Origin of the sequence: Chryseobacterium sp. VD8, assembly GCF_037149975.1 — a bacterium.
GTDB lineage: Bacteria > Bacteroidota > Bacteroidia > Flavobacteriales > Weeksellaceae > Chryseobacterium > Chryseobacterium indicum.
Genome location: NZ_JBBCQL010000012.1, coordinates 15,308 through 38,135, shown reverse-complemented (window position 1 = coordinate 38,135; position 22,828 = coordinate 15,308). Strand labels below are relative to the sequence as shown.

The window sequence follows — 22,828 nt, the reverse complement described above, 5'->3', positions numbered from 1 at the left end:
ACTGTTGGGAAAAACAGTCGGACTCATCGGTTACGGAAATATGGGAAAAGCTACGGCAAAAAGACTTTCTGGTTTTGGCTGTACCGTGATTTTTTATGATATTCTACCGGATCTTTCGGATGAATTTGCAACACAGGTTTCTCTTGAAGAATTAAAGGAAAGAGCTGAAGTTGTAAGCTTACACATTCCTCTAACAGAACAGACCTATTATTTGGTGGATGGTCCGTTTATCTCTGATATGAAAAACAATTTCTATTTTGTAAATACAGCAAGAGGAAAGAATGTTGAAACGAAAAGTTTAGTTGAGGCAATAAAAGCAGGTAAAGTAAAAGGAGCCTGTCTTGATGTTCTGGAATACGAAAAATCTTCTTTCGAAAATCTGGAAACGGAAAATGAAGACCTTCAATACCTTTTGGAATCCGAGAAAGTAATTGTGACTCCGCATATTGCAGGATGGACGGTTCAGAGCAAGGAAAAACTGGCGCAGGTGATTGTAGATAAAATTGTGGCAAAGTTTGCTTAGCCTTGAAATTCAGTAAGATTAGAAATAGATTTTGACGATACTATTTTATGAATTATTTTTCATTTTTATTTATGTTAAATAATTCATAATTTCTATTCAGGAGATACGAATTATTTCGAGTTTTATTAAATTGCCGCTCATTTTCGAAACTCATGACGAAGCGTAATTTTATCCTTGTATTATCTGCCTTTTTATTTCTTTTTTCCTGCAAAAAAAAATCTGAAAATCAGGACAGTGTCGCTGAAAGCACCACCAATCTTCCCAATTACGGAAATGTAGATTTAGCCAAAGTTTTTACACCTGCCGAAAGTCAGGTTGTCAATAAGGCTTCACTTGCAAATTACATCAACAGTTATTACCAAAAAGTTTGGGAAAACGGCGATCTGAGCGGTGGAATTTTAGTTGCGAAAGGAGATAATATTATTTACGAAAATTACAGAGGCTTTGCCAGAGAAGGAAATCAGAACCCGATCGGTAAAAATACGCCGCTTCATGTCGCTTCCGTTTCAAAAACATTAACCGCAATGGCAATGCTTAAGTTGGTGGAAGCAGGAAAAGTGAATTTATCCGATCATCTTACCCAGTATTTTCCGGGTTTTCCTTATCCGAATGTTACCGTTAAAACATTGCTCGACCAGAGAAGCGGTCTCCCGAAATACGAATACTTCATCACGAAAATTCAGCCGGCTCCCGCAGAACTTTCAAAAACGTTCCTTACGAATGAGGATATTTTGAATATGATCATTAAATATAAACCGGATCTGGCGAGAGAAACCGATACCGGATTTATGTACTGCAACACCAATTTTGCCATGTTGGCTTTAATTATTGAAAAAGTAACAAAAGTTCCTTTTCCTCAGGCGATGAAAGAAATGGTTTTTGATCCTCTGAAAATGAAAAACTCCTATATTTTTCAGGAAAAAGATATTCCGACGGCGTCACAGTCTTTTTATTACGGAGGCAATAAACTGTATCCCTTAGACAGACTGGATTTAATTTACGGAGATAAAAATGTATATACCACACCGCGAGATTTATACAGCTTTTCAAAAGCAATGTTTTCGAAAGATTTTTTAAAGCCTGAATTGATGGAGCAGGTTTTCACGCCTTACAGCAATGAAAAATTCGGAATGAATAATTACGGTTTCGGCTTCAGGATGAAAATTTTTGATAACGGGGAAAAACTTACATATCACAATGGTTGGTGGCACGGAACCAATTCTGTTTTTGCGCATCTTCTGAAATCTAAAGTTACCATTATTGCTATCGGAAATAAATATTCCAACAGAGTGTATACCGCTTTGGCTTTATCGGGATTATTTGAAGATTTTCCGCCTCAGAAAGATAAACTTCACAGCGTAATGAGCGATGATCGAGATACATTAAAAGGTCATGGTGAAGTTTATGGAGAATAATGTTTATTTTTGCGTAAACATCTTCATGAAAAGAATTCTTTTTTTATTGGTTTTCGCTTTTCTTTTGCAGTCTTGTGCAAGAGTAGGTTCTCCTATCGGGGGCGCAAAAGATTCCTTGGCTCCGAAATTTTTAAGCTCAAATATAGATTCTTCAAGAGTAAATGTTCCGAGAGATATAAAGCAGTTGCGAATAGATTTTGACGAATACATTACGTTAAAAGACATCAACAAAAACCTGAATATTTCTCCGCCGATTAAAAATATCACCAGAATTGTTCCTTCCAACATTGCCAATAAATTTATCCTGATCCAGTGGAAAGATACTTTACAGGCAAATACTACGTACAATTTTAATTTCGGAAATTCTATTGCAGATAATAATGAAGCCAATATTCTGAGATATTACAATTTCGCGTTTTCTACTGGAGATAAGCTTGATGATCTTTATGTAAGCGGGGATGTAAGAGATGCTTTATCCATAAAAAAAGCCAGTGAAAATAAATTTGTTGTCGGATTGTATCAGGTAAAAGATACCATCAATTACAAGCAAAAGCCGTATTATATAACAAAAGTTGATGATGATGGCTATTTTGAACTGAATTATCTTGCTGCCGGAAAATATAAAATCATCGCATTTGAAGATGAAAACGGAAATTCCATCTACGATCCGGGAAAAGAAAAAGTAGGTTTCCAGAAAGATCCTGTTGTCGTAGAAAAATCGGTTTCAGGATTAAATCTGAAATTATATCCGTCTAAAAAACCGGTGAAATATCTTGAAATGAAAGAAGCTCCGGGAGGAGTTCTTATGACTTTCGAAGGAAAACCGAATGAAGTAACCGTAAAACCTTTAAACGAGAAAATAAAGGATTACAAGGTAACCCACGCTCCGAAGTCCGATTCCGTAAGAATCTGGTTTGATGCCGTGAAAAGTGATGTAGGACAGACTACAAACGAGAATTTAAAATTCGGATATAATGCCGGTGTCGGAAAAAAAGACAGCCTTTACAACGCCTCGTTGTTTTACAGATACAATGCGAAAAACGCAATGGACATCAACAGCGATAACGGCGGTGCAATGCTTGCTCCGAGAGAAGACTTTAAAATCCTTTCCAATTATTACGTGGATAAAATAAACACTGATAAATGGATTTTCAGAGTTGCAGGAGATTCCCTGAACACTGTTCCTTTTACCGCAAAAATCTCAGAGAAGAATCCGTATCAGATTTTGGTGAACGCAGATTTTATTTCAGGTAAAAAATATCAGCTTACCGTTCCTAAAGAAACCGTTTCATCATTCTTTGCGAAGAATTATCAGTCGAAACGTTTCGATTTTGAAGTGGATAAAGTTGAAAATTTCGGAAGCTTAAAATTCATCCTTCAGAACGCTCCTGCATCAAGTTACTGGCTGCAACTTTTAGACAGTTCAGATAAAGTATTGTTCCAGAAATATACCAAAGGAAGCGAGGTTAAATTTGATATTCTTAAACCGGGAGAATACATTGTAAGGATTTTAGTGGATAATAACGAAAACGGCTTTTGGGATGAAGCAGATTTCCAGAACGAAACTTTCGCGGAAGATTCCTACATTTACTACAAAACAGCCATCGTAAGACCGCTTTGGGACAGCAACGAAAACTGGGATCTGAAAGATACAAGAGTTTTGGATCCGTCAAAAATAAGCACACCGAAAGCAGAGCCGAAATCTCAGTCGAAAGATGCTAATAAGCTTGATCTGAAAGGAAATGATGCTTTGGTAACGCCTTCAAGATAAATATGAAAACATTTAAGAAAATATTTTTCTGGACTTTGCTGGGATTTGCTTTAATTCAGTTTATTTCAACAGATAAAGTAAATCCTCCGGTTGATCACAAAGTGAATTTTGTGGATGCTAAAAAAACGCCTTCAAAAATTCAGAAATTATTGAAAGGAGCGTGTTACGATTGTCATTCCAACGAAACGGTTTACCCTAAATATGCTTACATCGCACCTATTTCATGGTCTGTGAAAAGCCATATCAATGAAGGACGGGAACATCTTAATTTTTCTATCTGGGATACTTATAATAAAGATTTAAAGCAGAGTATGCTGAGTAAGTCGATCCAGACCATTCAGAATAAAACCATGCCAATGCCTGGTTATATTGTTTATCACAAGGAAGCTAATCTTTCCGATGCAGAAAGAGCTTTACTGATTCAGTATTTTGATCAGATGCTGAAATCCAAAACGTATTAATCATACTTAATCGGTATAAGAATTTAAAAAGATAAATAGTTTTAACTGTTTGATTTTCATTGTTATTCTATTCTGGAAATCAATCACTTTTGTATTGCTTGGATAAGCGAAGCGGCATTATTTATCTTAAAATTATTTCAGAGAATAATTCTTCGTTTTTCTTTGCAATAAAATAATCCAGATTTCGAAAATCAACTTAAAAATCTTTAATTTAACGTGAGTTCGGCATAGGTCTTCTTAACCGCAAGGTTAAACAAAGAGATTCAATTATCAGAAATTCAGCTTTTAAGATATACAAAGGCGTAAACTTATCAAAGTAATACCATTTTTGTGTTTTTAAATAAACGAAGTGCCTTTGTTCAGCTTACAAATTTTTAATAGTAAAAAAATCTTTGTTTTTCTTTGCGATAAATTAATATAATGCTATAAATCTATTGTTTAAATTTATTTCTTATTCCGAACTGAGGTTAATTTATATTGATCATGCAAAGCAAGAGCATAAAAAATCTCCCGCAAATTTCACATATTCAGTAGATGTCTGTAAAATCTGCGGGAGAATATATTTCAGGAATATTAAATATTCTTCAGATACTCTTCAAAAAACTTTTTCTGAGAATCAAAAGCAATGTCCTCGAGATTCAGTTCTTTTAAAGGAATCCAGACTGCTTCTGAAATTTCAGACAATTCAAGATTCACTTCAAATTTTTCCGGAACGCGGTATTCATAAAAAAGATCAATGGTATTATAATCAATCTCTTTATATTGATAGACGTTTGGAAGGCTCGTTAAGTACTTTAAATTTGAAATATCAACATCCAGCTGCAGCTCTTCAAAAAGTTCTCTTTTACAGGTTTCTTCTGCACTTTCCTTCGGATCTACAAAACCTCCTGCAAGATCGAGTTTTCCCTTTTTAGGATCTCTGTTTCTTCTTGTAAGATAAATTTCATCATTATATCTTATTACCACCGCTACCGCTCCGGCAACGTTGTTGTATAATGTGAAACCACAGTTTTGGCAGCTCCATTTTCTTTCTCCATCCCACTGTAAAGATTCTTTGCCGCAGTTGGGGCAATATTTCAATATTTTCATTGAGTTACATTAATATTTCTCGGGTGATAAGACAAGATCACATCACGCAGCTCTTCTGTTTTCAGGTGGGTGTAGATCTCTGTCGTTGTAATGCTGGAATGACCGAGCATTTCCTGAATATAACGAAGATCTGCACCATTCTGAAGCAAATGGGTTGCAAAAGAATGTCTGAATGTATGCGGTGATATCTTTTTGCTTACGCCCGCTTTGTCTGTTAATTCTTTTATAATTAAAAATACAATTACTCTGGACATTGACGTTCCGCGGCTGTTCAGGAATAAAGTGTCCTCATATTTTTTATTGATTTTACTTTTGGAACGTACTTCCTGAATATAATTTTCCAAAAGATCTGCCGTATAATCCGCCAAAGGGACGAAACGTGTTTTGTTTCCCTTTCCGTTTACCTTGATATACTGCTCTTTAAAATTGATATTGGAAATTTTCAGATCAATAAGTTCCGAAACGCGAAGTCCGCATCCGTACAGAACTTCGATGATACACTGGTTTCTCTTTCCAAGATCAGAGTTTACTTCAATCGCGCTGATGATCCTGTTGATATCGGGCAGACTTAAAGTATCCGGTAAATAAAGTCCAAGTTTCGGACCTTCAAGCAGAGAGGCCGGATTGTCTTCACGGTATTCATCCTCCAGTAAAAATTTGAAGAATGCTTTAATGGAAGAGATCCATCTCGCCTGAGATCTTTCGCTGAATTTTTGTTTGGAAAGATTGAAAATGTATTCCTGCAGATTTTCGTAGCCTATAGTATCGGGCCCGACGTTGCCCAGATCTTCTTCTGCATATTCTTTTAGTTTTCTGATATCTCGAATATAGGCGTCGAGAGTGTTTTCTGAAAAGTTTCTCTCGAATCGAAGAAAGATTTCAAAATCCTTAATTTTTTCATCCCAAGTCATGTTGTGTTATTTTTTTAGTTCACTTTCCGAAATTTGCTCTATTTCAATATTGTGGTTTCTTAAAAATGATATCCCGTCGTCATCCGAATATTCATTGATGTAGACAAGTCTGGTAATTCCCGCCTGCAGAATCAGCTTACTGCATTCTTTACATGGCGAAAGCGTTAAATACAATGTTGCACCTTTTGCAGACTGCGTGGAAGCGGCTAATTTTAGAATAGCATTCGCTTCTGCATGAAGTACGTACCAGTGTGTTTTCCCGTCACTGTCCTCACAGCAGTTTTCAAATCCTGAAGGAGTACCATTATAACCATCTGAAATAATCATCCTATCTTTTACGATAAGAGCTCCTACTTGTTTTCGTTTACAGTAGGAAAGTTTTGCCCATTCCTGAGCCATTTTTAGATAAGCTTTGTCAAACTTATTCATACCGCAGCATTGTTTGTTTCGAAATAATTTGTATTAAGGGTAAAAAGTTTAGAAGCTTGGCTTTCTTTTTTCAAGAAAAGCAGAAACTCCTTCTTTTTTGTCGTCCATTTCAAAAAGCTCTCCGAAATATTTAATCTCAGTTTCAAAACCTTTATCCGTGTCCGATAAGTTTACAGCATGAATTGCTTTCGAAATTGCCATTGGTGAATTGTGGGCAATAATGTTAGCTAATTCTTTTGTCTTATTTAATAATTCTTCTATTGGATACACTTCATTTACCAGTCCGATTTCTTTTGCTTTTGCAGCAGGAACCATTTTGGCAGAGAAGATCATTTCATTGGCAATACCTTTTCCTACAAGCTTCGGCAGTCTTTGGGTTCCTCCGTAACCGGGAATTAATCCTAAAGTTACTTCCGGAAGTCCCAGTTTTGCATTTTCCGATGCGTATCTGATGTGGCATGCCATGGCAAGCTCAAGACCTCCGCCTAATGCAAAACCGTTTACGGCTGCAATTACAGGCTTGGTCATATTTTCAATTTTATTGAATAAAGTATTGTGTCCGTTTCTGGCAAGTTCTTCTGCCTTTTCCTGTCCAAAATCACTGAATTCTTTAATGTCTGCTCCAGCAACGAAAGATTTTTCACCGCTTCCTGTAAGAATAACTACTCTGCAGGATTGGTCTGAATCTAATTCGTTCAACGCTGAACTTAATTCGCTGATCGTTTTAGCATTGAGTGCATTTAAACTCTCAGGTCGGTTTATTGTAATAATAGATATTTTATCTTCCTTATTTAATAATATATTTTCGTAACCCATTTTCCACTTTAAAATATTATTCTGTGCAAATTATGAATTTTTTATAAAAAAAAGGAAAAAATATTGATTTTTTTTCCTTCTGATTGAAATTATTGTTTAAGATACTTATTTCGTGTGGTTCATCATATTTGCATCAATAATCACATTCAATTGAGAAGCTACCTTCATGCCCAATTCAATATTGGCTCTGAAAAAATGACATAACTGTCTGTTAATGATCTCGTCTCTTTTGGGTCCTGTAATTCCTTTCATGCTTCCAACGATGTTATTTACAAGGTTTTGTCTGTCTTCGGTATTCATTGCCTTTGTATATAATAATCCGGGTTGGGTGTAATGATCGTCATCATTTTCGTTTCTGTTGTAACTTGCCACATGTGCACTGTCCAGTTCATATTCGAAACTTTTATAAGCAGGATCCGGTTTAATATCATCAAAACTGTTCGGATGATAATTCGGTTTGTCCTGATAATGGCTTGAATCTGCCATAAATCCGTCTCTCTGATAATTATTAACTGCAAAAGGACATCTGTTAACTTCCAGCAGATGAGCATTTACGCCCACTCTGTACCGGTGCGCATCCGGATAAGAAAATAATCTTCCCTGAAGCATTTTATCGGGTGAAAAGCTGATTCCGTCGATTAAATTACTCGGAGAGAAAACAGATTGTTCAACATGAGCAAAATAATTAACAGGAACTTCATTCAGTTCCATTTCTCCGACTTCAATTAACGGGAAATCGCTCTGGAACCATACTTTGGTAATATCAAAAGGATTCCATCTGAAGTCTCTTGCCTGTTCTTCCGTCATCACCTGAATGTACATCGTCCATTTCGGGAAATTTCCTTCCTCAATCGCGTTGCAAAGATCTTCCTGAGCAAAATCAGGATTTTCTCCTGCCATTTTTACCGCTTCATCATTCGTGAAATTTTTAATTCCCTGTTTGGATTTTAAATGAAACTTCACCCAGACTCTTTCGTTCTGAGCATTGATCATAGAGAAAGTATGCGATCCGAAACCGTGCATATGTCTGTGTCCGTAAGGCGTTCCTCTGTCTGACATTAAGATCAAAACCTGATGAAGAGATTCAGGATTCAGGCTCCAGAAATCCCACATCATGGTTGCGCTTTTCAGATTGGTTTTCGGAACTCTTTTCTGGGTATGGATAAAATCAGGAAATTTTTTCGCATCCTTGATGAAAAAAACCGGCGTGTTGTTTCCAACAAGATCCCAGTTTCCGTCTTCTGTGTAGAATTTTAAAGCAAAACCTCTCGGATCTCTTGCCGTATCTGCACTTCCTTTTTCTCCGCCTACCGTGGAAAAGCGAGCAAACATTCTGCATGAATTGCCAACCTTAGAAAATAATTTTGCTTTTGTATATTGGGTAATATCGTGGGTAACCGTAAACGTTCCGTAAGCTCCAGTCCCTTTTGCATGAACAATTCTTTCCGGAATTCTTTCTCTTACAAAATGAGCAAGATTTTCCTGTAAAATAAAATCCTGCAGCAATACCGGACCTCTTGGGCCGACTGTTTGTGAATCCTGATGTTCGTAATAGGGAGCGCCGTTACTTAAGGTTAATTTTTTAGAATCCATAGATTTATGATTTTTGTGAATGATTTTTTAACTGCTTTTGTTTATGTAAAGGTACTAAATATCAAATTTACTTGAATTTTTAATTGCAAATGGCAAAAACATTTTATCTTTGTCATAGATAATATTAATCAGATGAACATTCAGCAACTCGAGTATCTTATCGCGGTTGATAAGTACAAACATTTTGGGAAAGCGGCTCAAGCATGCTTCATTACGCAGCCTACATTAAGTGCAATGATACAGAAATTTGAGGACGAACTGGATGTGAAGGTTTTCGACAGAACAACGCACCCGATCCGTACCACAGATGTGGGGCTTCAGATCATCGATCAGGCGAAGGTGATTATAGAATCTGTCAATGAACTTAAAAATAAAGCCAATCTTTTAAACAATATTTTAGGAGGAACCATCAATATCGGAATCATTCCTACCGTTTCTTCTTTCATCCTGCCTACGGAAATCTTCAAATTTTTGGAAGAAAACCCGAAAATCCAGATGAATGTAAAAGAAATGACAACGGACAACATCATCAAAGCTTTGAAAGCAGGGGAGTTGGATGCCGGAATTATTTCTACCCCTTACGATGCGGCAGATGAATTTTATCAGGATTTCTTATTTAATGAAGAATTGATGATCTACAGTTCTGAGAAAGAAGCCAACAAGAAAAACTCTTATGTCGTTCCGGAAGAACTGAATGTAGAAAAAGTGTGGCTTCTTGAAGAAGGGAACTGTCTGAGAAACCAGTTCGAAAATATCTGTCATTTAAAAGAAAATACTTTAAAGCCTAAAAACTTAGATTTTCTCGCTTCTAATATCCAGACTTTGGTTCATATGGTGGATAAAGTTGGAGGAATCAGTATTTTACCTGAGTTGGCTCTTAATCAGCTTTCAGATGTACAGAAGGAGAATGTTTTCAGATTTAAGAAGCCTTTCCCGTACAGAGAAATCAGCATTATTTACTACAAACCAACCTTTAAGCAGAAAATTATTGATGAATTATCGCATTCTATCAGAAATTCTTTAGAGAAAAAACTGAATTATCACGAGAATCCGAAAGAATTTGTAAGCATAAAACCGCAATAGTGTTTTATGTTAAATATCATCAAATCATTAATTTAAAGAAGAGATAATAAGTAAACAAAAATTTTGAGTATTAAAAAATAGTACTTAAATTTGCCAACGTTTACGAACGAGGAAAAATTTGACCTGATTGCAACCTCTATAAAAATATGCTAAAACAGTATTCTTTTTTAGACCTTCATTAGACAATTTATTCTTATTTTTCTTCGTATATTTTTTTAATCTAAAAACAAATAGAATAATATGTCTTATTTATTTACATCTGAATCTGTTTCAGAAGGACATCCGGACAAAATTGCCGATCAGATTTCCGACGCATTAATCGATCATTTTTTAGCATACGACAAAAATTCAAAAGTAGCTTGTGAAACCCTTGTTACAACAGGACAGGTGGTTTTAGCCGGTGAAGTAAAATCTGATGCTTATCTTGATGTTCAGACGATCGCGAGAGAGGTAATCAACGGGATTGGTTATACAAAAGGAGAATATATGTTCAACGGAGATTCTTGTGGGGTTATTTCTGCGATCCACGAACAGTCTCCGGATATCAATCAGGGAGTAGACAGAGTGGTAACGGATGAGTCTTTCGAAGCTAAAGCGAATGCACAGGGAGCGGGAGATCAGGGAATGATGTTCGGATACGCAACCAACGAAACGGCGAATTACATGCCTTTGGCTCTGGATCTTGCACATACTATTCTTAAGGAACTTTCTGCGATCAGAAGAGAAGATTCAGAAATTAAATATCTTCGTCCTGATGCAAAATCCCAGGTTACTATTGAATATTCTGACGATCATAAACCAATCAGAATCGACTCTATCGTAGTTTCTACACAACATGACGATTTCGGATCTGAAGAAGAAATGCTGAACAAAATCAGAGAAGACATCAAAAATATTCTGATTCCTAGAGTAGTTGCTTTACAGACAGAAGAAATTAAAGCGTTATTCAACGATCAGATCAAATATCATATCAATCCGACAGGTAAATTCGTAATCGGTGGTCCTCACGGAGATACAGGTCTTACAGGAAGAAAGATTATCGTAGATACGTACGGAGGAAAAGGAGCTCACGGTGGAGGTGCATTCTCAGGAAAAGATCCTTCAAAAGTAGACAGAAGTGCTGCTTATGCAACAAGACACATTGCTAAAAATCTGGTGGCTGCAGGAGTTGCTGACGAAGTTTTGGTACAGGTTTCTTACGCAATCGGGGTTGCTGAACCTTGCGGATTGTACATTAACACGTACGGAACAGCAAAAGTAGATCTTAACGATGGAGAAATTGCTAAAAAAGTTTCTACCATCTTCGATTTGAGACCTTACGCAATCGAGCAGAACTTAAAGCTAAGAAACCCGATCTATCAGGAAACAGCTTCTTACGGGCACATGGGAAAAGAGCATTATGTTGCCAGCAAAACTTTCAATAAAGGTCATAAAAATGAGCTTACTCTGGAAAACCTTGAGTTCTTTACATGGGAAAAATTAGACAAAGTAGAAGAAATTAAAGCTTCTTTCGGAATTTAATTTAAACTTATACAATATAAATAGCTGCTTTATCTTTTGATAAGGCAGTTTTTTTTATTTTTACATTAAATAAATTTGAAGATGATAAACGCCAGATTTGCAATCGCAATCCTTTCCGTATTTTTCCTGAGTACATTTGCTAAAGCCCAGTTAACCGTACATAAAATGATAAGCGTAGGATATACGTACCAAAACCAGAGTTTCGGGGAAATAGGAGGGAAGCTGCTTTTCTTAAAAAATGATGATGTTCTTTACCGTTTGGGAGCTTCCGCATTAATGGGTTCTGCGCATTCCCAATTTGCTGTCATGCCTAAAATTTCAGCCGATGTTCTGTTAAATTTTGAAAAAAATGTAGATTTCAACCATTCTTACTATTTTCTGATGGGAGCGGAAGGAACCAACAAATATATTGCTCCGAAGGTAGGTGTTACGCTTTTCGGGATTCTTGATCTTACGGGAGGATATGCTTTCCCGATCGGAAACAGCGGAATAAATGGTAAGGAACTGAAGGGGATAAATGTTAATTTTACATTAAATATCCCTACTGTATTCATTCACGATATGTTTAAGTAGATTTTTTTAAATTTTTCTCGTAAAAAGTTAATAAATGGTTAACAGTTATTAAAAATTTATTATATTTACACCATAGAAAAATTGTATCCGCCTATTGATTCGACTTTACTCTGAAGAATTGTTTTGTATTTACAGCTGAAGCCAGATAAAATATCTGGAATTACAGTCAGCAATATTTATTGAGAAGAAGTTATGAAATCAAAATCGGATAGTTTACTAATTTCCCTTTACCAAAAAGGAGACGAAGAGGCGTTGTCTACCCTTATACACCGCCATCAGAGAGAGTTGTTTACATTTATTTTTTACAAAATTAATGATGAAGATTTAGCAAATGATGTGTTTCAGGATACCTTCATGAAAATTATCATTATGCTGAAGGAAGGACGCTATAACGAAGAAGGAAAATTCATTCTTTGGGCGAAAAGAATTGCCCATAATCTTATTATCGATCATTTCAGGTTAAAATCTAAAAATATGAAAGTTTCAGAAACTACTTTTGAAACGGACGAATATTCTGTTTTTGATCTTTTGAGAGAGCCTTCCGAAAATATCGAGGATCAGCTTGTAACCAATCAGATTCAGGAAGATCTTTTAAAAATGCTTCAGTTTTTGCCTGAAAATCAGCAGGAAGTAATTAAACTAAGATTTTTTGACGGGTTAAGTTTTAAAGAAATTGCGGATCATACCGACATGAGTATCAATACTACACTGGGAAGAGTGCGCTATGCTTTAATCAACCTGAGAAAAATCATGGATGAAAATAATATTATCTTAACTAGATAAATAATAATTTCTGAAAATTCCCGTTTTTAAGGAAAAACATTTTCGCCTATGAAAAAAAATGATTCCTTAAAAGTGAAAGCTTTGAAACCTAAGAAACAAACTATTGAGTTTTTACTCAACTTTTCAAAGAGCGTCGAGGTAGTGAAAGCCAAAGGCAAGAATTATCCTGTATCCAAAAATTAAAATTATTAATTTTGTGCTGTATGAAAATTCAGCACATTTTTTTTGATCTTGATAATACACTTTGGGATCACCGCCGCAATGCGTATTTAACGATAAAAGATCTTTTTGAGAAAGAAGAAATCGGGTTAAAGTACAATATCAGGTTTGAAGAATTCCACTCTGTTTATCATGAAATCAATGAAAAACTCTGGGAAGATATCCGCGACGGAATTATTGATAAAGAATATCTGAGAAAACACCGTTTTTATGATACCTTTAAACATTTTGGTGTTGATGATCCGGAATTATCAATGTATTTCGAGGAACATTTCTTAGATAAAATTCTCAATCATAATGAACTTGTAGAAGGTGCAGAATATATTCTGGAATATCTTAAGGCAAAAAGTTACACACTGCATATTATTTCAAACGGGTTCAAAGAAGTGACGGAGAGAAAGTGTATTTTGTCCGGAATTGACAGGTATTTTCAGACCATCACAAGTGCAGATACAGTTGGTGTAAGAAAGCCGCGTCCCGAAATTTTTAAATATTCCCTGAACCTTTCAGAAGCCACGAAAGAAAACAGTATTTTAATTGGCGATGACTGGGTTGCAGATGTTGTTGGCGCTCAGAATTTTGGTATGGATGTGATTTTCTTTGATGTTTTAAAGGAAAACAAATCCGAAGAAGGCTTGAAAGTGATTACACATCTTTTACAGATTAAAGAGTATTTATAAGAGTTTCGGCGGCACCGAAGGTGCCGCCGAAACCATATCTTAAAGCTCAGAACATTAAATTCCCAGACTTTCTCTCACTCTTTTCATCGTTTCTGTAGCAATCACTCTCGTTTTTGCTGCGCCTTCCTGAAGTTTTGCTTCCAGTTCATCAAGATTGTTCATATAATAAGAAAAAAGTTCTCTTTCTTTTTCAAATCTTGTTAAAATAAGATCCAGAAGTTCTTTTTTCGCATGACCGTAACCAAAGTTTCCGGCTAAATATTTCGCTCTTAATTCTTCGGTTTGCTCCGGAGTAGCAATTAACTGATAGATGGCAAAAGTTTTATCCGTTTCCGGATCTTTTGGCTCTTCAAGTGTCTTAGAGTCAGATTCAATGCTCATTACCTGCTTTTTCAGTTCCTTTTCAGGCAGGAAAATATTAATAATGTTTCCTCGCGATTTAGACATTTTGTGTCCGTCAACTCCGGGAACGTATTTCGTATTTTCCTGAAGTTCAGATTGAGGCAAAACAAAAACTTCTCCCATCTGATTATTAAATCTGGAAGCGACATCACGCGCAATTTCCAAATGCTGAAGCTGGTCTTTTCCTACCGGAACAATTTCTGCATCGTATAATAAAATATCTGCAGCCATTAAAATCGGATACGTAAACAAACCGGCATTCACATCCTGCAAACGATCTGCTTTATCCTTGAATGAATGCGCCAAAGTTAATCTCTGATAAGGAAAAAAACATGATAAATGCCAAGAAAGTTCACAGGTTTCAGGGATGTCACTCTGTCTGTAAAAAAATGTTTTTTCGGTATCTAATCCACAAGCAAGCCAAGCCGCAGCAATCTCGTAGGTATTCTGTTTCAGTTCTTTCGCGTCTTTAATCTGCGTTAAAGAATGCAGATTCGCGATGAATAAAAATGATTCGTTTCCTTCCTGTTTGGATAATTCTATCGCAGGAATAATTGCACCCAACAAGTTTCCCAAGTGAGGTGTTCCGGTGGCTTGAATGCCGGTAAGAATTCTTGACATTGTTTAAAATTTATATTTAAAAATTAATGAACTGCAAATTTAATTAATTCTCCCTCAGATTCCATGAATTTACAGAGATGTTTATGTTTTATTGTTTGTGGTATTCGTAAAAACATTAGCGTTATTTGTGTTTGGAAAATTTAAACGCAAAGATTTATTTAAAGCGTATTATTTTTAGGATTCAAAGGCAAATAAATTTGCTGCACGAAGCTTGAAAACGGAGCTTCATCAAATCAACTTGTTGATGCTTCTTTGCACACTTAGAAAAGTAATTATTATCAAATTAAAAACTTTGCGTTAAAAATCTGCAAGAAAAAAACATTAAGGAATCAAAATCTTATCTCCTCCAAATTTCGGTTCTACGCCCAAAATTAAATCCAGATAGGCTTTTGCTTTCGCCAGATATTCTCTAAGATTCGTCTTCAGACCGGCATATTTATTAACATCCGGAGCATTGTATCCAAATGCTTTCATGCCGTTTTTTTGGGCTAAAAATACCGCCCTTTCATTATGAAATTTCTGTGAAACAATAATTAATTGATTTTGCCCGAAAATCTCCTTCGCGCGTACAACAGAATCCAGTGTTCTGAAACCGGCAAAATCCAGAAAAATATTATCCTTTGGAACTCCGTATTCCATCAAAGCCATTTGCATATCTTCAGGTTCATTATAGTTTTTCTGGCTGTTATCACCGCTTACAATAATGTATTTCGCCTTTCCGCTTTTATAAAGATCTGCAGCAGCCTTAATTCTGTTATAAAAATAAGCATTCGGTTTTCCGTTGCTCAATGTTTTCCCTGTTCCCAGAAGAAGTGCTGTTTTCATTTTGGGAACTTCTGAGATATTGTATGATATATGGGCTTCGCTGTCTTTTTTAATGCTGTAATTCGCCCAGGCAATAAAAATAATTCCTGCCACAAAAAGAAGCAGGAAAATTTTAAAAATGTTTTTAATTAATTTTTTCATCAACAGTACATTCTTTTAAAATTCCAGACCGTTCGGAAATGCTTTTTTTCTGAAAATCAATAATAAAGCAGCTCCCACTGTAATCGCCGAATCGGCTACGTTGAAAATATATTTAAAAAATTCTATATGTTTTCCTCCGATTAAAGGCCAGCTTTCAGGAACATTCCAGTCTACCAGCGGAAAATGCAGCATATCAACCACACAGCCTTTCATGAAAGTAGAATATCCTTCCCCGAAACTGGTGAATTTCGAAATTCCTCCATATCCGATCCATCTGTTGATGCTCTCATCGTAAACCGTTCCGCTGTCAAAAATAAGTCCGTAAAACATTCCGTCTATTAAGTTTCCGATTGCTCCGGCAAAAATCATTGCCATCGGAATCAGAAGATAATTGGATTCTCCTTTCTGTAACCATTTTTTAAATAAATAGATCATTCCTCCGATCAGGATAATTCTTACCAGAACCAGAAAATATTTCCCGATAATGCCTCCGAAATGCAGTCCGTAAGCCATTCCTGGGTTTTCTACAAACGTTAATTTAAATCCCGGAAGCACAGAAATGCTGTCATCAAGATTAAAATGCGTTTTTACATAAATTTTTGAAGCCTGATCTATCAATAAAATAAGCAAGGTTACAAATGCTATCTTCTTCATTATAATCCTTTTGGTTTGTAAGGTTTTCCTATTTTTTCGTTCTTTTTCTCAACGATCTTTTTTACGGTTTTCTCGTTGTGATGGATATTCTTGGTATGGAATTTTTCGAACTTAATGTTCATTTCTTTCAAAACACTTTTCAGGGCAGTAAGCTCCATTGCGTTTTTGGTGTGGACTATTATAGATTCCATTTTTTTTAAATTTAAATTTTACTTTTTAGACAGTTCATCGAGTCTTTTTCTGTCTTTTGCAGACAGGTCATTCACTCCGTTTTTTCCCATCTTACTCAGAAGACGGTCGATTTCTTTTTCCCTTTCCCGTTTATCAGAATTAAACTGATCGTCAATCGTATAATTGCGTTTTTCATCCGGAAAGAACCTGTTTTTGATCCGGTCTCTGTTGAAAAATGCCAATACGACGGCAACGATAATTGCTAAAATTAATAATTCATTCATGGGTAGATATTAAAAATTAGGTTTATAAAGTATTCCTTGAAATACGATATAAACCCAAATTTATTGTAGCTAACCTTTTGGTTATTTCTGCATATTTTTCGCTTCGATGCTCAGCGTAGCATGAGGAACAGCCAACAGTCTTTCCTTCGGAATAAGTTTACCCGTTACTCTGCATACACCGTAAGTTTTGTTTTCAATTCTTATCAAAGCGTTTTTCAGGTCACGTACGAATTTTTCCTGTCTTCCGGCTAAAATAGAATTCTGTTCTTTACTTAACGTTTCAGCGCCTTCCTCAAATGCTTTGAAAGTAGGGGAAGTGTCATCCGTTCCGTTATTCTGATCGTTGATAAAACTTTCTCTGATCAGTTGTAAATCTTTTTCAGCCTTTTCTATTTTTTCCTTAATAACTGCTTTAAATTCTTGTAAATCAGCATCACTGTATCTTACTCTTTCGTCTGACATGTTCGTTTCTCTTTTTTAATAAAATTATGAAATGGAATTTGAAAAACAATAACTATAAGTTAAATTTTTTCAACATTTATCTTAAAATTAACCTCATCTATTTCGATTTCGTTAAAATTTGAAAGTGAAGATACAATTTCTATTTTATTTGACAAGACTTCGGATGAAATATATTCTTCATTCTTCTTGATATCATCAATGAAAGGAGCATTTTCTTCCAGAGAGATGATAATTCTGTCCGTCAAATCGAAATCTTTCTCTTTTCGCAGATTCTGAACTCTATTGATGAATTCTCTTGCGATACCTTCAGATTTTAATTCATCTGTTAGCGTCAAATCTAATGCCACAGTGGTTTTTCCGTCGGAAGTTACCGTCCATCCCGGAATATCTTTTGTGGAGATTTCCACATCTTCCGGTGTGATTTCGTAACCCTGCACATCAATTTTTCCTTCTTTTTCCAAAGTGGAGATCTGTTCTGCGGTGAAATTGGTAATTTCTCCACCCACCGTTTTCATATCTTTTCCTAATTTGGGACCTAAAGCTTTGAAGTTCGGTTTGATCTGTTTTACAATTAAATGCGATGCTTCTTCAGCATTAATTAACTGTAATTCTTTAACGTTTACTTCCTGCTTAATTAAATCTGCAACCGCTGAAATCTGCTCTTCCGTTTTTGAATCTAAAACAGGGATTAAAACTTTTTGTAAAGGTTGACGAACTTTTACGTTTTCTTTCTTTCTCAAAGAAAAAACCATACTTGTAACAGATTGCGCCAAGTGCGTTTTTTCAACCAGATCCTGATCAATTAAGCTTTCATCAGCAACAGGGAAATCCGTTAAGTGGATCGATTCCGCAGTTTCTTTTCCGGTTACTTTATTTAAATCCTGATACAACTGATCCATAAAGAACGGAGCGATTGGCGCAGATAATTTCGCAACCGTTTCAAGACACGTATATAAAGTCTGATAAGCTGAGATTTTATCTTCCGAATAATCTCCTTTCCAGAAACGTCTTCTGCAAAGTCTTACGTACCAGTTGGATAAATTGTCATTTACAAAAGTATTGATCGCTCTTGCTACTCTTGTTGGTTCGTAATCTTCGTAGAATGCTTTAACTTCTTTAATTAACAAATTCAGCTCAGAAAGAATCCATCGGTCGATTTCCGGTCTGTTCTCAACTTCTTTTTCAGAATAATTAAATCCGTCCACATTCGCATACAACGCAAAGAATGAATACGTATTGTACAATGTTCCGAAGAATTTTCTTCTCACTTCATCAATTCCTTCGATGTCGAATTTCAGGTTTTCCCAAGGATTCGCATTGGAAATCATATACCAACGTGTTGCATCCGGACCGTAAACCGCTAAAGTTTCAAACGGATCTACCGCGTTTCCTTTGGATTTTGACATTTTCAGCCCGTTTTTGTCCAAAACAAGTCCGTTACTCATTACATTTTTATAAGCAACAGAATCAAAAACCGCTGTTCCGATCGCATGAAGCGTGTAGAACCATCCTCTTGTCTGGTCAACACCTTCCGCAATGAAATCTGCAGGGAACGCTTTATTATTATCAATTAATTCTTTGTTTTCAAAAGGATAATGCAATTGCGCATAAGGCATTGAACCGGAATCGAACCAAACGTCGATCAGGTCGCTCTCACGCTTCATCGCTTTTCCTGAATCTGAAACCAGAACGATTTTGTCTACAATATTTTTATGCAGATCAACAGATGCATAATTATTTTCAGACATATCTCCGATGATGAAATCTTTAAACGGATTTTCAGTCATCAATCCTGCTTCTACAGATTTTTCAATCTCGTTGTATAATTCTTCTACAGATCCGATGATTTTTTCTTCCTTCAGATCTTCTGTTCTCCAGATTGGCAAAGGAATTCCCCAATATCTTGAACGGGAAAGATTCCAGTCGTTTACATTTTCAATCCAGTTCGCAAAACGTCCTTCTCCTGTAGATTTCGGCTTCCAGTTGATTTCTTTGTTTAAATCTACCAAACGGTCTTTTACAGCCGTCATTTTCACAAACCATGAATCCAGCGGATAATACAATACAGGCTTGTCTGTTCTCCAGCAATGAGGGTAGCTGTGAACATATTTTTCTACTTTGAAGGCTTTATTTTCAGTTTTCAGCAAAATTGCCAGTTCCACATCCCATGATTTTTCGGGTGCAGTTCCTTCATCGTAATATTCGTTCTTGATGTATTTTCCTGAGAATAATTCAGGAACACTTTCTCCCTGAATAAATCTTCCCTGTAAATCTACCAGCGGAACCAGATTATCATTTTCATCTTTTACCAACATAGGGGGAACTCCGGCTTCTTTTGCCGCTTTCGCATCATCTGCACCGAAAGTAGGTGCGATGTGAACGATTCCGGTTCCATCTTCCGTGGTTACAAAATCTCCCAAGATCACTCTGAAAGCTTTTTCAGGAGTGTCGTTTGGTGTAAACCAAGGAACTAATTGTTCGTATTGCGTTCCGGTTAATTTTTCTCCCGTAAATTCTTTTAAAATCTGGTAAGGAATGGTCTTGCTCTCCGAAGTATAGTTTGCGAAATCTTCATCTGTTCCTTCCGCATATTTTTTTCCGAAATTTTTATTCAGAAGAACTTTTGCCAGAACTACAGTTACCGGCTGGAAAGTATACTGGTTAAAAGTTTTAACCACAACATATTCAATGTCTCTTCCAACAGCCAAAGCCGTGTTGGAAGGCAAAGTCCAAGGTGTTGTCGTCCATGCAAGAATATTTACGTCTCCTTCAACATCATTAAACAGATCGGTAGATTCTTTTTTTACTTTAAACTGCGCAACAATCGTAGTATCCGAAACATCGTGATACGTGCCCGGCATATTTAACTCCGCTGAAGAAAGTCCGGTTCCTGCTTTTGGCGAATACGGCTGAATCGTGTAACCTTTATACAGCAGATCTTTGTTGTACAATTGTTTCAACAGCCACCAAACCGTTTCCATGTATTTTGATTTGTACGTGATGTACGGATCATCAAGATCTACCCAATATCCTATTTTCTCAGTAAGGTTATTCCATACATCTGTATAACGCATTACCGCTTCACGACATGCTTTGTTGTAATCCTCAATCGAAATTTTTCTGCCAATATCTTCTTTAGTGATTCCTAATTCTTTTTCCACACCAAGCTCTACCGGAAGTCCGTGCGTATCCCAACCCGCTTTACGGAAAACCTGCTTTCCGTTCTGGGTCTGATAACGACAGAAAATATCCTTCAACGCTCTGGCCATTACGTGGTGAATTCCGGGCATACCGTTTGCTGAAGGCGGACCTTCATAAAACACAAACTCAGGTTGCCCCTCACGAATCTCAACACTCTTATTGAAAGTTTTATTCTGCTTCCAGAATTCTGCGATGTTCTCGGCTACGTCAATAAGGTTGAGGTTTTTGTACTCTTTAAATTGGCTCATTGTAATATATCAATATCGTTGATTAATTAAGTTGGCAAATTTACTAAAATTTGTCGGTTTATAATATATGTTTTATTTTGATATTTCCTATTAAAAACTTCTGTTTCAGAAAAATAAATGAAAAGATTAATTTTTTGTGAACAATCAGGGGTTGATTATAAACTTTTGAAGATGTTTTTAAACACAAATAGCACGAATGTTTTCACAAATACCGCGGATTTCTTATGGATGTTTATTGATAGGGGCGGGCTTTAGCCCGTTTCAATAGTAGTATTCAAATTGATTTTAACCGAAGCTTACATTTTCGTTTATAAATTTAAACGCAAAATTTATTTATAATGATACTGTTCTTTTCTGATGAGCAAAGAGTTAATCCAAATGTTGATCTGATAAAGCGATATTTTCAGGCTTCGCGAAGCAAATTATTTGCTTTTGCTTTGTAAAATAAAAGACTGCAGAACAGCAAATTTGCGTTAACACTTATCGCAAAATGCTTTTCACGAATAATAACAAAACAAGTCATCATCGAAATCCGCAGGAAAATAAATCTGCATAATCAACAAAACCTGCGACAAATTAAAATAAACTAATAAATTTGTCCTTTAAAAATAAAAACCATTGGACTTTTATCCATCCATCGAAAGATCAGACATTCAGGAAATAAAAAAGTTTCAGGAGCAGAAGCTTCAGGAACTTTTAACGTATCTTGAAACTCATTCACCCTTTTATCAAAAGGTATTCAAAGAAAACCATATCCATATTGCTGATATTCAGACTTTGGAAGACCTACAGAAAATTCCGACCACCACGAAGAACGATATTCAGCAGCATAACGATGATTTTTTCTGTGTGACACCCGATAAAATTGTGGATTACAGCACGACATCCGGAACACTGGGAGATCCTGTAACGTTTGGATTATCAGATAACGATCTTGAAAGATTAGCCTACAATGAAGCTATTTCTTTTGCGTGTGCAGGAATTCAGAAAGGTGATGTGGTACAGATGATTACCACGATCGATAAAAGATTCATGGCGGGACTTGCTTACTTTTTAGGACTCAGAAAAATGGGAGCCAGTGTGGTAAGAATGGGACCGGGAATTCCGGAACTTCAATGGGATTCTATTTTCAGATACAAACCGAAATATTTAATCACCGTTCCGTCTTTTTTGCTAAAAATGATCGATTATGCCGAAAAACACGGAATTGATTATAAAAATTCCAGTGTTTATGGAGCTGTGTGCATCGGAGAAAGTATAAAAAATCAGGATTTTACGGATAATATTTTATCCCAAAAGATTAAAGAAAAATGGGATATTAAACTTTTCTCAACCTACGCTTCGACGGAAATGAGCACCGCTTTTACAGAGTGTGAAGAACAAATTGGCGGACATCACCATCCGGAATTAATTATCACCGAAATACTTGATGATGAAGGAAATCCCACGAGAGAAGGCGAAAGCGGAGAATTAACGATCACTACGTTGGGCGTTGAAGCGATTCCGTTGTTGAGATTTAAAACAGGAGATATTGTAAAAGCACATTATGAGCCTTGTAAATGCGGAAGAAATACAATGAGGTTGGGTCCTGTTATCGGACGAAAACAGCAGATGATCAAATACAAAGGCACTACATTGTATCCGCCTGCGATGAATGATATTTTAAATGATTTCAATAAGATTCTCTGTTATCAGATTGTTATTCAGTCAAACGAAATCGGGTTGGATGAAATTATCATTAGAATAAGCACAGACAGCGATTCCGAGAGTTTTGTAAATGAAGTAAGAGATCATTTCAGAGCAAAATTAAGAGTGAGTCCGAAAATTGAACTGGTCGATTTTGATGTTTTATCTAAAACGGTATTTAACCCGAACAGCAGAAAGCCTATTGTCTTTTTGGATTTACGAAACTAAAAAATAACGAAGATTACGGGATGGCGTAAGGCTATCGT

General features: G+C 36.1%; 22 protein-coding genes. 10 read left to right on the top strand and 12 right to left on the bottom strand.

Going from position 1 to position 22,828, the window contains the following annotated elements:
- The 4 genes from WFK35_RS02730 to WFK35_RS02715 all read left to right on the top strand — a co-directional run.
- Positions 1-523, top strand: a 523-nt coding sequence (locus WFK35_RS02730) for an NAD(P)-dependent oxidoreductase (RefSeq protein WP_336731226.1), incomplete at its 5' end; no start/stop codon positions are given.
- Between the two features lie 152 nt (positions 524-675).
- Complete coding sequence (locus WFK35_RS02725) at positions 676-1,938, top strand: serine hydrolase domain-containing protein (RefSeq protein ID WP_336731225.1); 1,263 nt, start codon at positions 676-678, stop codon at positions 1,936-1,938.
- A 25-nt stretch (positions 1,939-1,963) separates the two neighbouring features.
- Entirely contained in the window at positions 1,964-3,709 is a 1,746-nt protein-coding gene (locus WFK35_RS02720) for an Ig-like domain-containing protein (protein ID WP_336731223.1), read from the top strand.
- A 2-nt stretch (positions 3,710-3,711) separates the two neighbouring features.
- Complete coding sequence (locus WFK35_RS02715; RefSeq protein WP_336731222.1) at positions 3,712-4,170, top strand: heme-binding domain-containing protein; 459 nt, start codon at positions 3,712-3,714, stop codon at positions 4,168-4,170.
- A 573-nt stretch (positions 4,171-4,743) separates the two neighbouring features.
- Here the strand turns inward: WFK35_RS02715 and WFK35_RS02710 are convergent.
- The 5 genes from WFK35_RS02710 to WFK35_RS02690 form a co-directional block, all read right to left on the bottom strand.
- Positions 4,744-5,259, bottom strand: coding sequence for an NUDIX hydrolase (locus WFK35_RS02710; protein WP_076396224.1), 516 nt, complete (start codon positions 5,257-5,259; stop codon positions 4,744-4,746).
- Positions 5,256-6,170, bottom strand: coding sequence for a site-specific tyrosine recombinase XerD (gene xerD / locus WFK35_RS02705; protein ID WP_214587547.1), 915 nt, complete (start codon positions 6,168-6,170; stop codon positions 5,256-5,258). Before xerD ends, WFK35_RS02710 begins: the two co-directional genes overlap by 4 nt.
- Positions 6,171-6,176: 6 nt before the next feature.
- Positions 6,177-6,599: a deoxycytidylate deaminase gene (locus WFK35_RS02700; protein WP_235131947.1), complete on the bottom strand. Its 423-nt coding sequence runs from the start codon at positions 6,597-6,599 to the stop codon at positions 6,177-6,179.
- Between the two features lie 48 nt (positions 6,600-6,647).
- Positions 6,648-7,415, bottom strand: coding sequence for an enoyl-CoA hydratase/isomerase family protein (locus WFK35_RS02695; protein WP_235131946.1), 768 nt, complete (start codon positions 7,413-7,415; stop codon positions 6,648-6,650).
- Between the two features lie 105 nt (positions 7,416-7,520).
- Positions 7,521-9,008, bottom strand: coding sequence for a catalase (locus WFK35_RS02690; RefSeq protein WP_214587544.1), 1,488 nt, complete (start codon positions 9,006-9,008; stop codon positions 7,521-7,523).
- Positions 9,009-9,140: 132 nt separating this feature from the next.
- Here WFK35_RS02690 and WFK35_RS02685 point away from each other — a divergent pair, with 132 nt between their 5' ends.
- The 5 genes from WFK35_RS02685 to WFK35_RS02665 all read left to right on the top strand — a co-directional run bounded on the left by WFK35_RS02685 (position 9,141) and on the right by WFK35_RS02665 (position 13,867).
- On the top strand, positions 9,141-10,091 hold the full coding sequence (locus WFK35_RS02685; protein WP_076396233.1) for a LysR substrate-binding domain-containing protein: 951 nt from the start codon (positions 9,141-9,143) through the stop codon (positions 10,089-10,091).
- A gap of 240 nt (positions 10,092-10,331) precedes the next feature.
- Positions 10,332-11,612, top strand: coding sequence for a methionine adenosyltransferase (gene metK / locus WFK35_RS02680; protein WP_214587543.1), 1,281 nt, complete (start codon positions 10,332-10,334; stop codon positions 11,610-11,612).
- An 81-nt stretch (positions 11,613-11,693) separates the two neighbouring features.
- A complete protein-coding gene (locus tag WFK35_RS02675; protein WP_336731221.1) occupies positions 11,694-12,185 on the top strand; it encodes a hypothetical protein in 492 nt (163 codons plus the stop codon).
- A gap of 192 nt (positions 12,186-12,377) precedes the next feature.
- On the top strand, positions 12,378-12,968 hold the full coding sequence (locus WFK35_RS02670) for an RNA polymerase sigma factor (protein WP_214587541.1): 591 nt from the start codon (positions 12,378-12,380) through the stop codon (positions 12,966-12,968).
- A 203-nt stretch (positions 12,969-13,171) separates the two neighbouring features.
- Complete coding sequence (locus WFK35_RS02665) at positions 13,172-13,867, top strand: YjjG family noncanonical pyrimidine nucleotidase (RefSeq protein ID WP_336731220.1); 696 nt, start codon at positions 13,172-13,174, stop codon at positions 13,865-13,867.
- A 54-nt stretch (positions 13,868-13,921) separates the two neighbouring features.
- Here WFK35_RS02665 and trpS read toward each other — a convergent pair whose 3' ends face one another.
- The 7 genes from trpS to ileS all read right to left on the bottom strand — a co-directional run bounded on the left by trpS (position 13,922) and on the right by ileS (position 20,876).
- Positions 13,922-14,890 (bottom strand): tryptophan--tRNA ligase, encoded by a 969-nt coding sequence (trpS, locus tag WFK35_RS02660; protein ID WP_336731219.1) that lies wholly within the window; start codon positions 14,888-14,890, stop codon positions 13,922-13,924.
- Positions 14,891-15,211: 321 nt separating this feature from the next.
- On the bottom strand, positions 15,212-15,856 hold the full coding sequence (locus WFK35_RS02655) for a SanA/YdcF family protein (protein ID WP_336731218.1): 645 nt from the start codon (positions 15,854-15,856) through the stop codon (positions 15,212-15,214).
- Positions 15,857-15,871: 15 nt separating this feature from the next.
- Complete coding sequence (locus WFK35_RS02650; RefSeq protein WP_235131598.1) at positions 15,872-16,510, bottom strand: lipoprotein signal peptidase; 639 nt, start codon at positions 16,508-16,510, stop codon at positions 15,872-15,874.
- Positions 16,510-16,701, bottom strand: a complete 192-nt coding sequence (locus WFK35_RS02645) for a DUF2683 family protein (protein WP_336731217.1) — start codon at positions 16,699-16,701, stop codon at positions 16,510-16,512. Before WFK35_RS02645 ends, WFK35_RS02650 begins: the two co-directional genes overlap by 1 nt.
- An 18-nt stretch (positions 16,702-16,719) precedes the next feature.
- The gene (locus WFK35_RS02640; RefSeq protein ID WP_235131600.1) at positions 16,720-16,965 is read right to left on the bottom strand and encodes a DUF6576 domain-containing protein; all 246 of its coding nucleotides are present in this window, start codon (positions 16,963-16,965) and stop codon (positions 16,720-16,722) included.
- A gap of 81 nt (positions 16,966-17,046) precedes the next feature.
- Entirely contained in the window at positions 17,047-17,427 is a 381-nt protein-coding gene (locus WFK35_RS02635) for a TraR/DksA family transcriptional regulator (RefSeq protein WP_050019754.1), read from the bottom strand.
- Between the two features lie 59 nt (positions 17,428-17,486).
- Entirely contained in the window at positions 17,487-20,876 is a 3,390-nt protein-coding gene (ileS, locus tag WFK35_RS02630) for an isoleucine--tRNA ligase (protein ID WP_336731216.1), read from the bottom strand.
- A gap of 618 nt (positions 20,877-21,494) precedes the next feature.
- On the opposite strand from ileS, the gene WFK35_RS02625 reads away from it, so the two are divergent.
- Positions 21,495-22,790 (top strand): phenylacetate--CoA ligase family protein, encoded by a 1,296-nt coding sequence (locus WFK35_RS02625; protein WP_336731215.1) that lies wholly within the window; start codon positions 21,495-21,497, stop codon positions 22,788-22,790.
- Positions 22,791-22,828 lie beyond the last annotated feature (38 nt).

Excerpts from the sequence above, each read along its gene's own strand:
- WFK35_RS02720 (WP_336731223.1), top strand. The coding sequence starts at position 1,964 with ATGAAAAGAATTCTTTTTTTATTGGTTTTCGCTTTTCTTTTGCAGTCT.
- metK (WP_214587543.1), top strand. The coding sequence starts at position 10,332 with ATGTCTTATTTATTTACATCTGAATCTGTTTCAGAAGGACATCCGGAC.
- WFK35_RS02710 (WP_076396224.1), bottom strand. The coding sequence starts at position 5,259 with ATGAAAATATTGAAATATTGCCCCAACTGCGGCAAAGAATCTTTACAG.
- WFK35_RS02675 (WP_336731221.1), top strand. The coding sequence starts at position 11,694 with ATGATAAACGCCAGATTTGCAATCGCAATCCTTTCCGTATTTTTCCTG.
- WFK35_RS02640 (WP_235131600.1), bottom strand. The coding sequence starts at position 16,965 with ATGAATGAATTATTAATTTTAGCAATTATCGTTGCCGTCGTATTGGCA.
- WFK35_RS02635 (WP_050019754.1), bottom strand. The coding sequence starts at position 17,427 with ATGTCAGACGAAAGAGTAAGATACAGTGATGCTGATTTACAAGAATTT.
- WFK35_RS02695 (WP_235131946.1), bottom strand. The coding sequence starts at position 7,415 with ATGGGTTACGAAAATATATTATTAAATAAGGAAGATAAAATATCTATT.
- WFK35_RS02670 (WP_214587541.1), top strand. The coding sequence starts at position 12,378 with ATGAAATCAAAATCGGATAGTTTACTAATTTCCCTTTACCAAAAAGGA.
- WFK35_RS02645 (WP_336731217.1), bottom strand. The coding sequence starts at position 16,701 with ATGGAATCTATAATAGTCCACACCAAAAACGCAATGGAGCTTACTGCC.
- ileS (WP_336731216.1), bottom strand. The coding sequence starts at position 20,876 with ATGAGCCAATTTAAAGAGTACAAAAACCTCAACCTTATTGACGTAGCC.
- WFK35_RS02685 (WP_076396233.1), top strand. The coding sequence starts at position 9,141 with ATGAACATTCAGCAACTCGAGTATCTTATCGCGGTTGATAAGTACAAA.
- xerD (WP_214587547.1), bottom strand. The coding sequence starts at position 6,170 with ATGACTTGGGATGAAAAAATTAAGGATTTTGAAATCTTTCTTCGATTC.
- WFK35_RS02655 (WP_336731218.1), bottom strand. The coding sequence starts at position 15,856 with ATGAAAAAATTAATTAAAAACATTTTTAAAATTTTCCTGCTTCTTTTT.
- WFK35_RS02715 (WP_336731222.1), top strand. The coding sequence starts at position 3,712 with ATGAAAACATTTAAGAAAATATTTTTCTGGACTTTGCTGGGATTTGCT.
- WFK35_RS02650 (WP_235131598.1), bottom strand. The coding sequence starts at position 16,510 with ATGAAGAAGATAGCATTTGTAACCTTGCTTATTTTATTGATAGATCAG.
- WFK35_RS02690 (WP_214587544.1), bottom strand. The coding sequence starts at position 9,008 with ATGGATTCTAAAAAATTAACCTTAAGTAACGGCGCTCCCTATTACGAA.
- WFK35_RS02725 (WP_336731225.1), top strand. The coding sequence starts at position 676 with ATGACGAAGCGTAATTTTATCCTTGTATTATCTGCCTTTTTATTTCTT.
- trpS (WP_336731219.1), bottom strand. The coding sequence starts at position 14,890 with ATGTCAAGAATTCTTACCGGCATTCAAGCCACCGGAACACCTCACTTG.
- WFK35_RS02665 (WP_336731220.1), top strand. The coding sequence starts at position 13,172 with ATGAAAATTCAGCACATTTTTTTTGATCTTGATAATACACTTTGGGAT.
- WFK35_RS02700 (WP_235131947.1), bottom strand. The coding sequence starts at position 6,599 with ATGAATAAGTTTGACAAAGCTTATCTAAAAATGGCTCAGGAATGGGCA.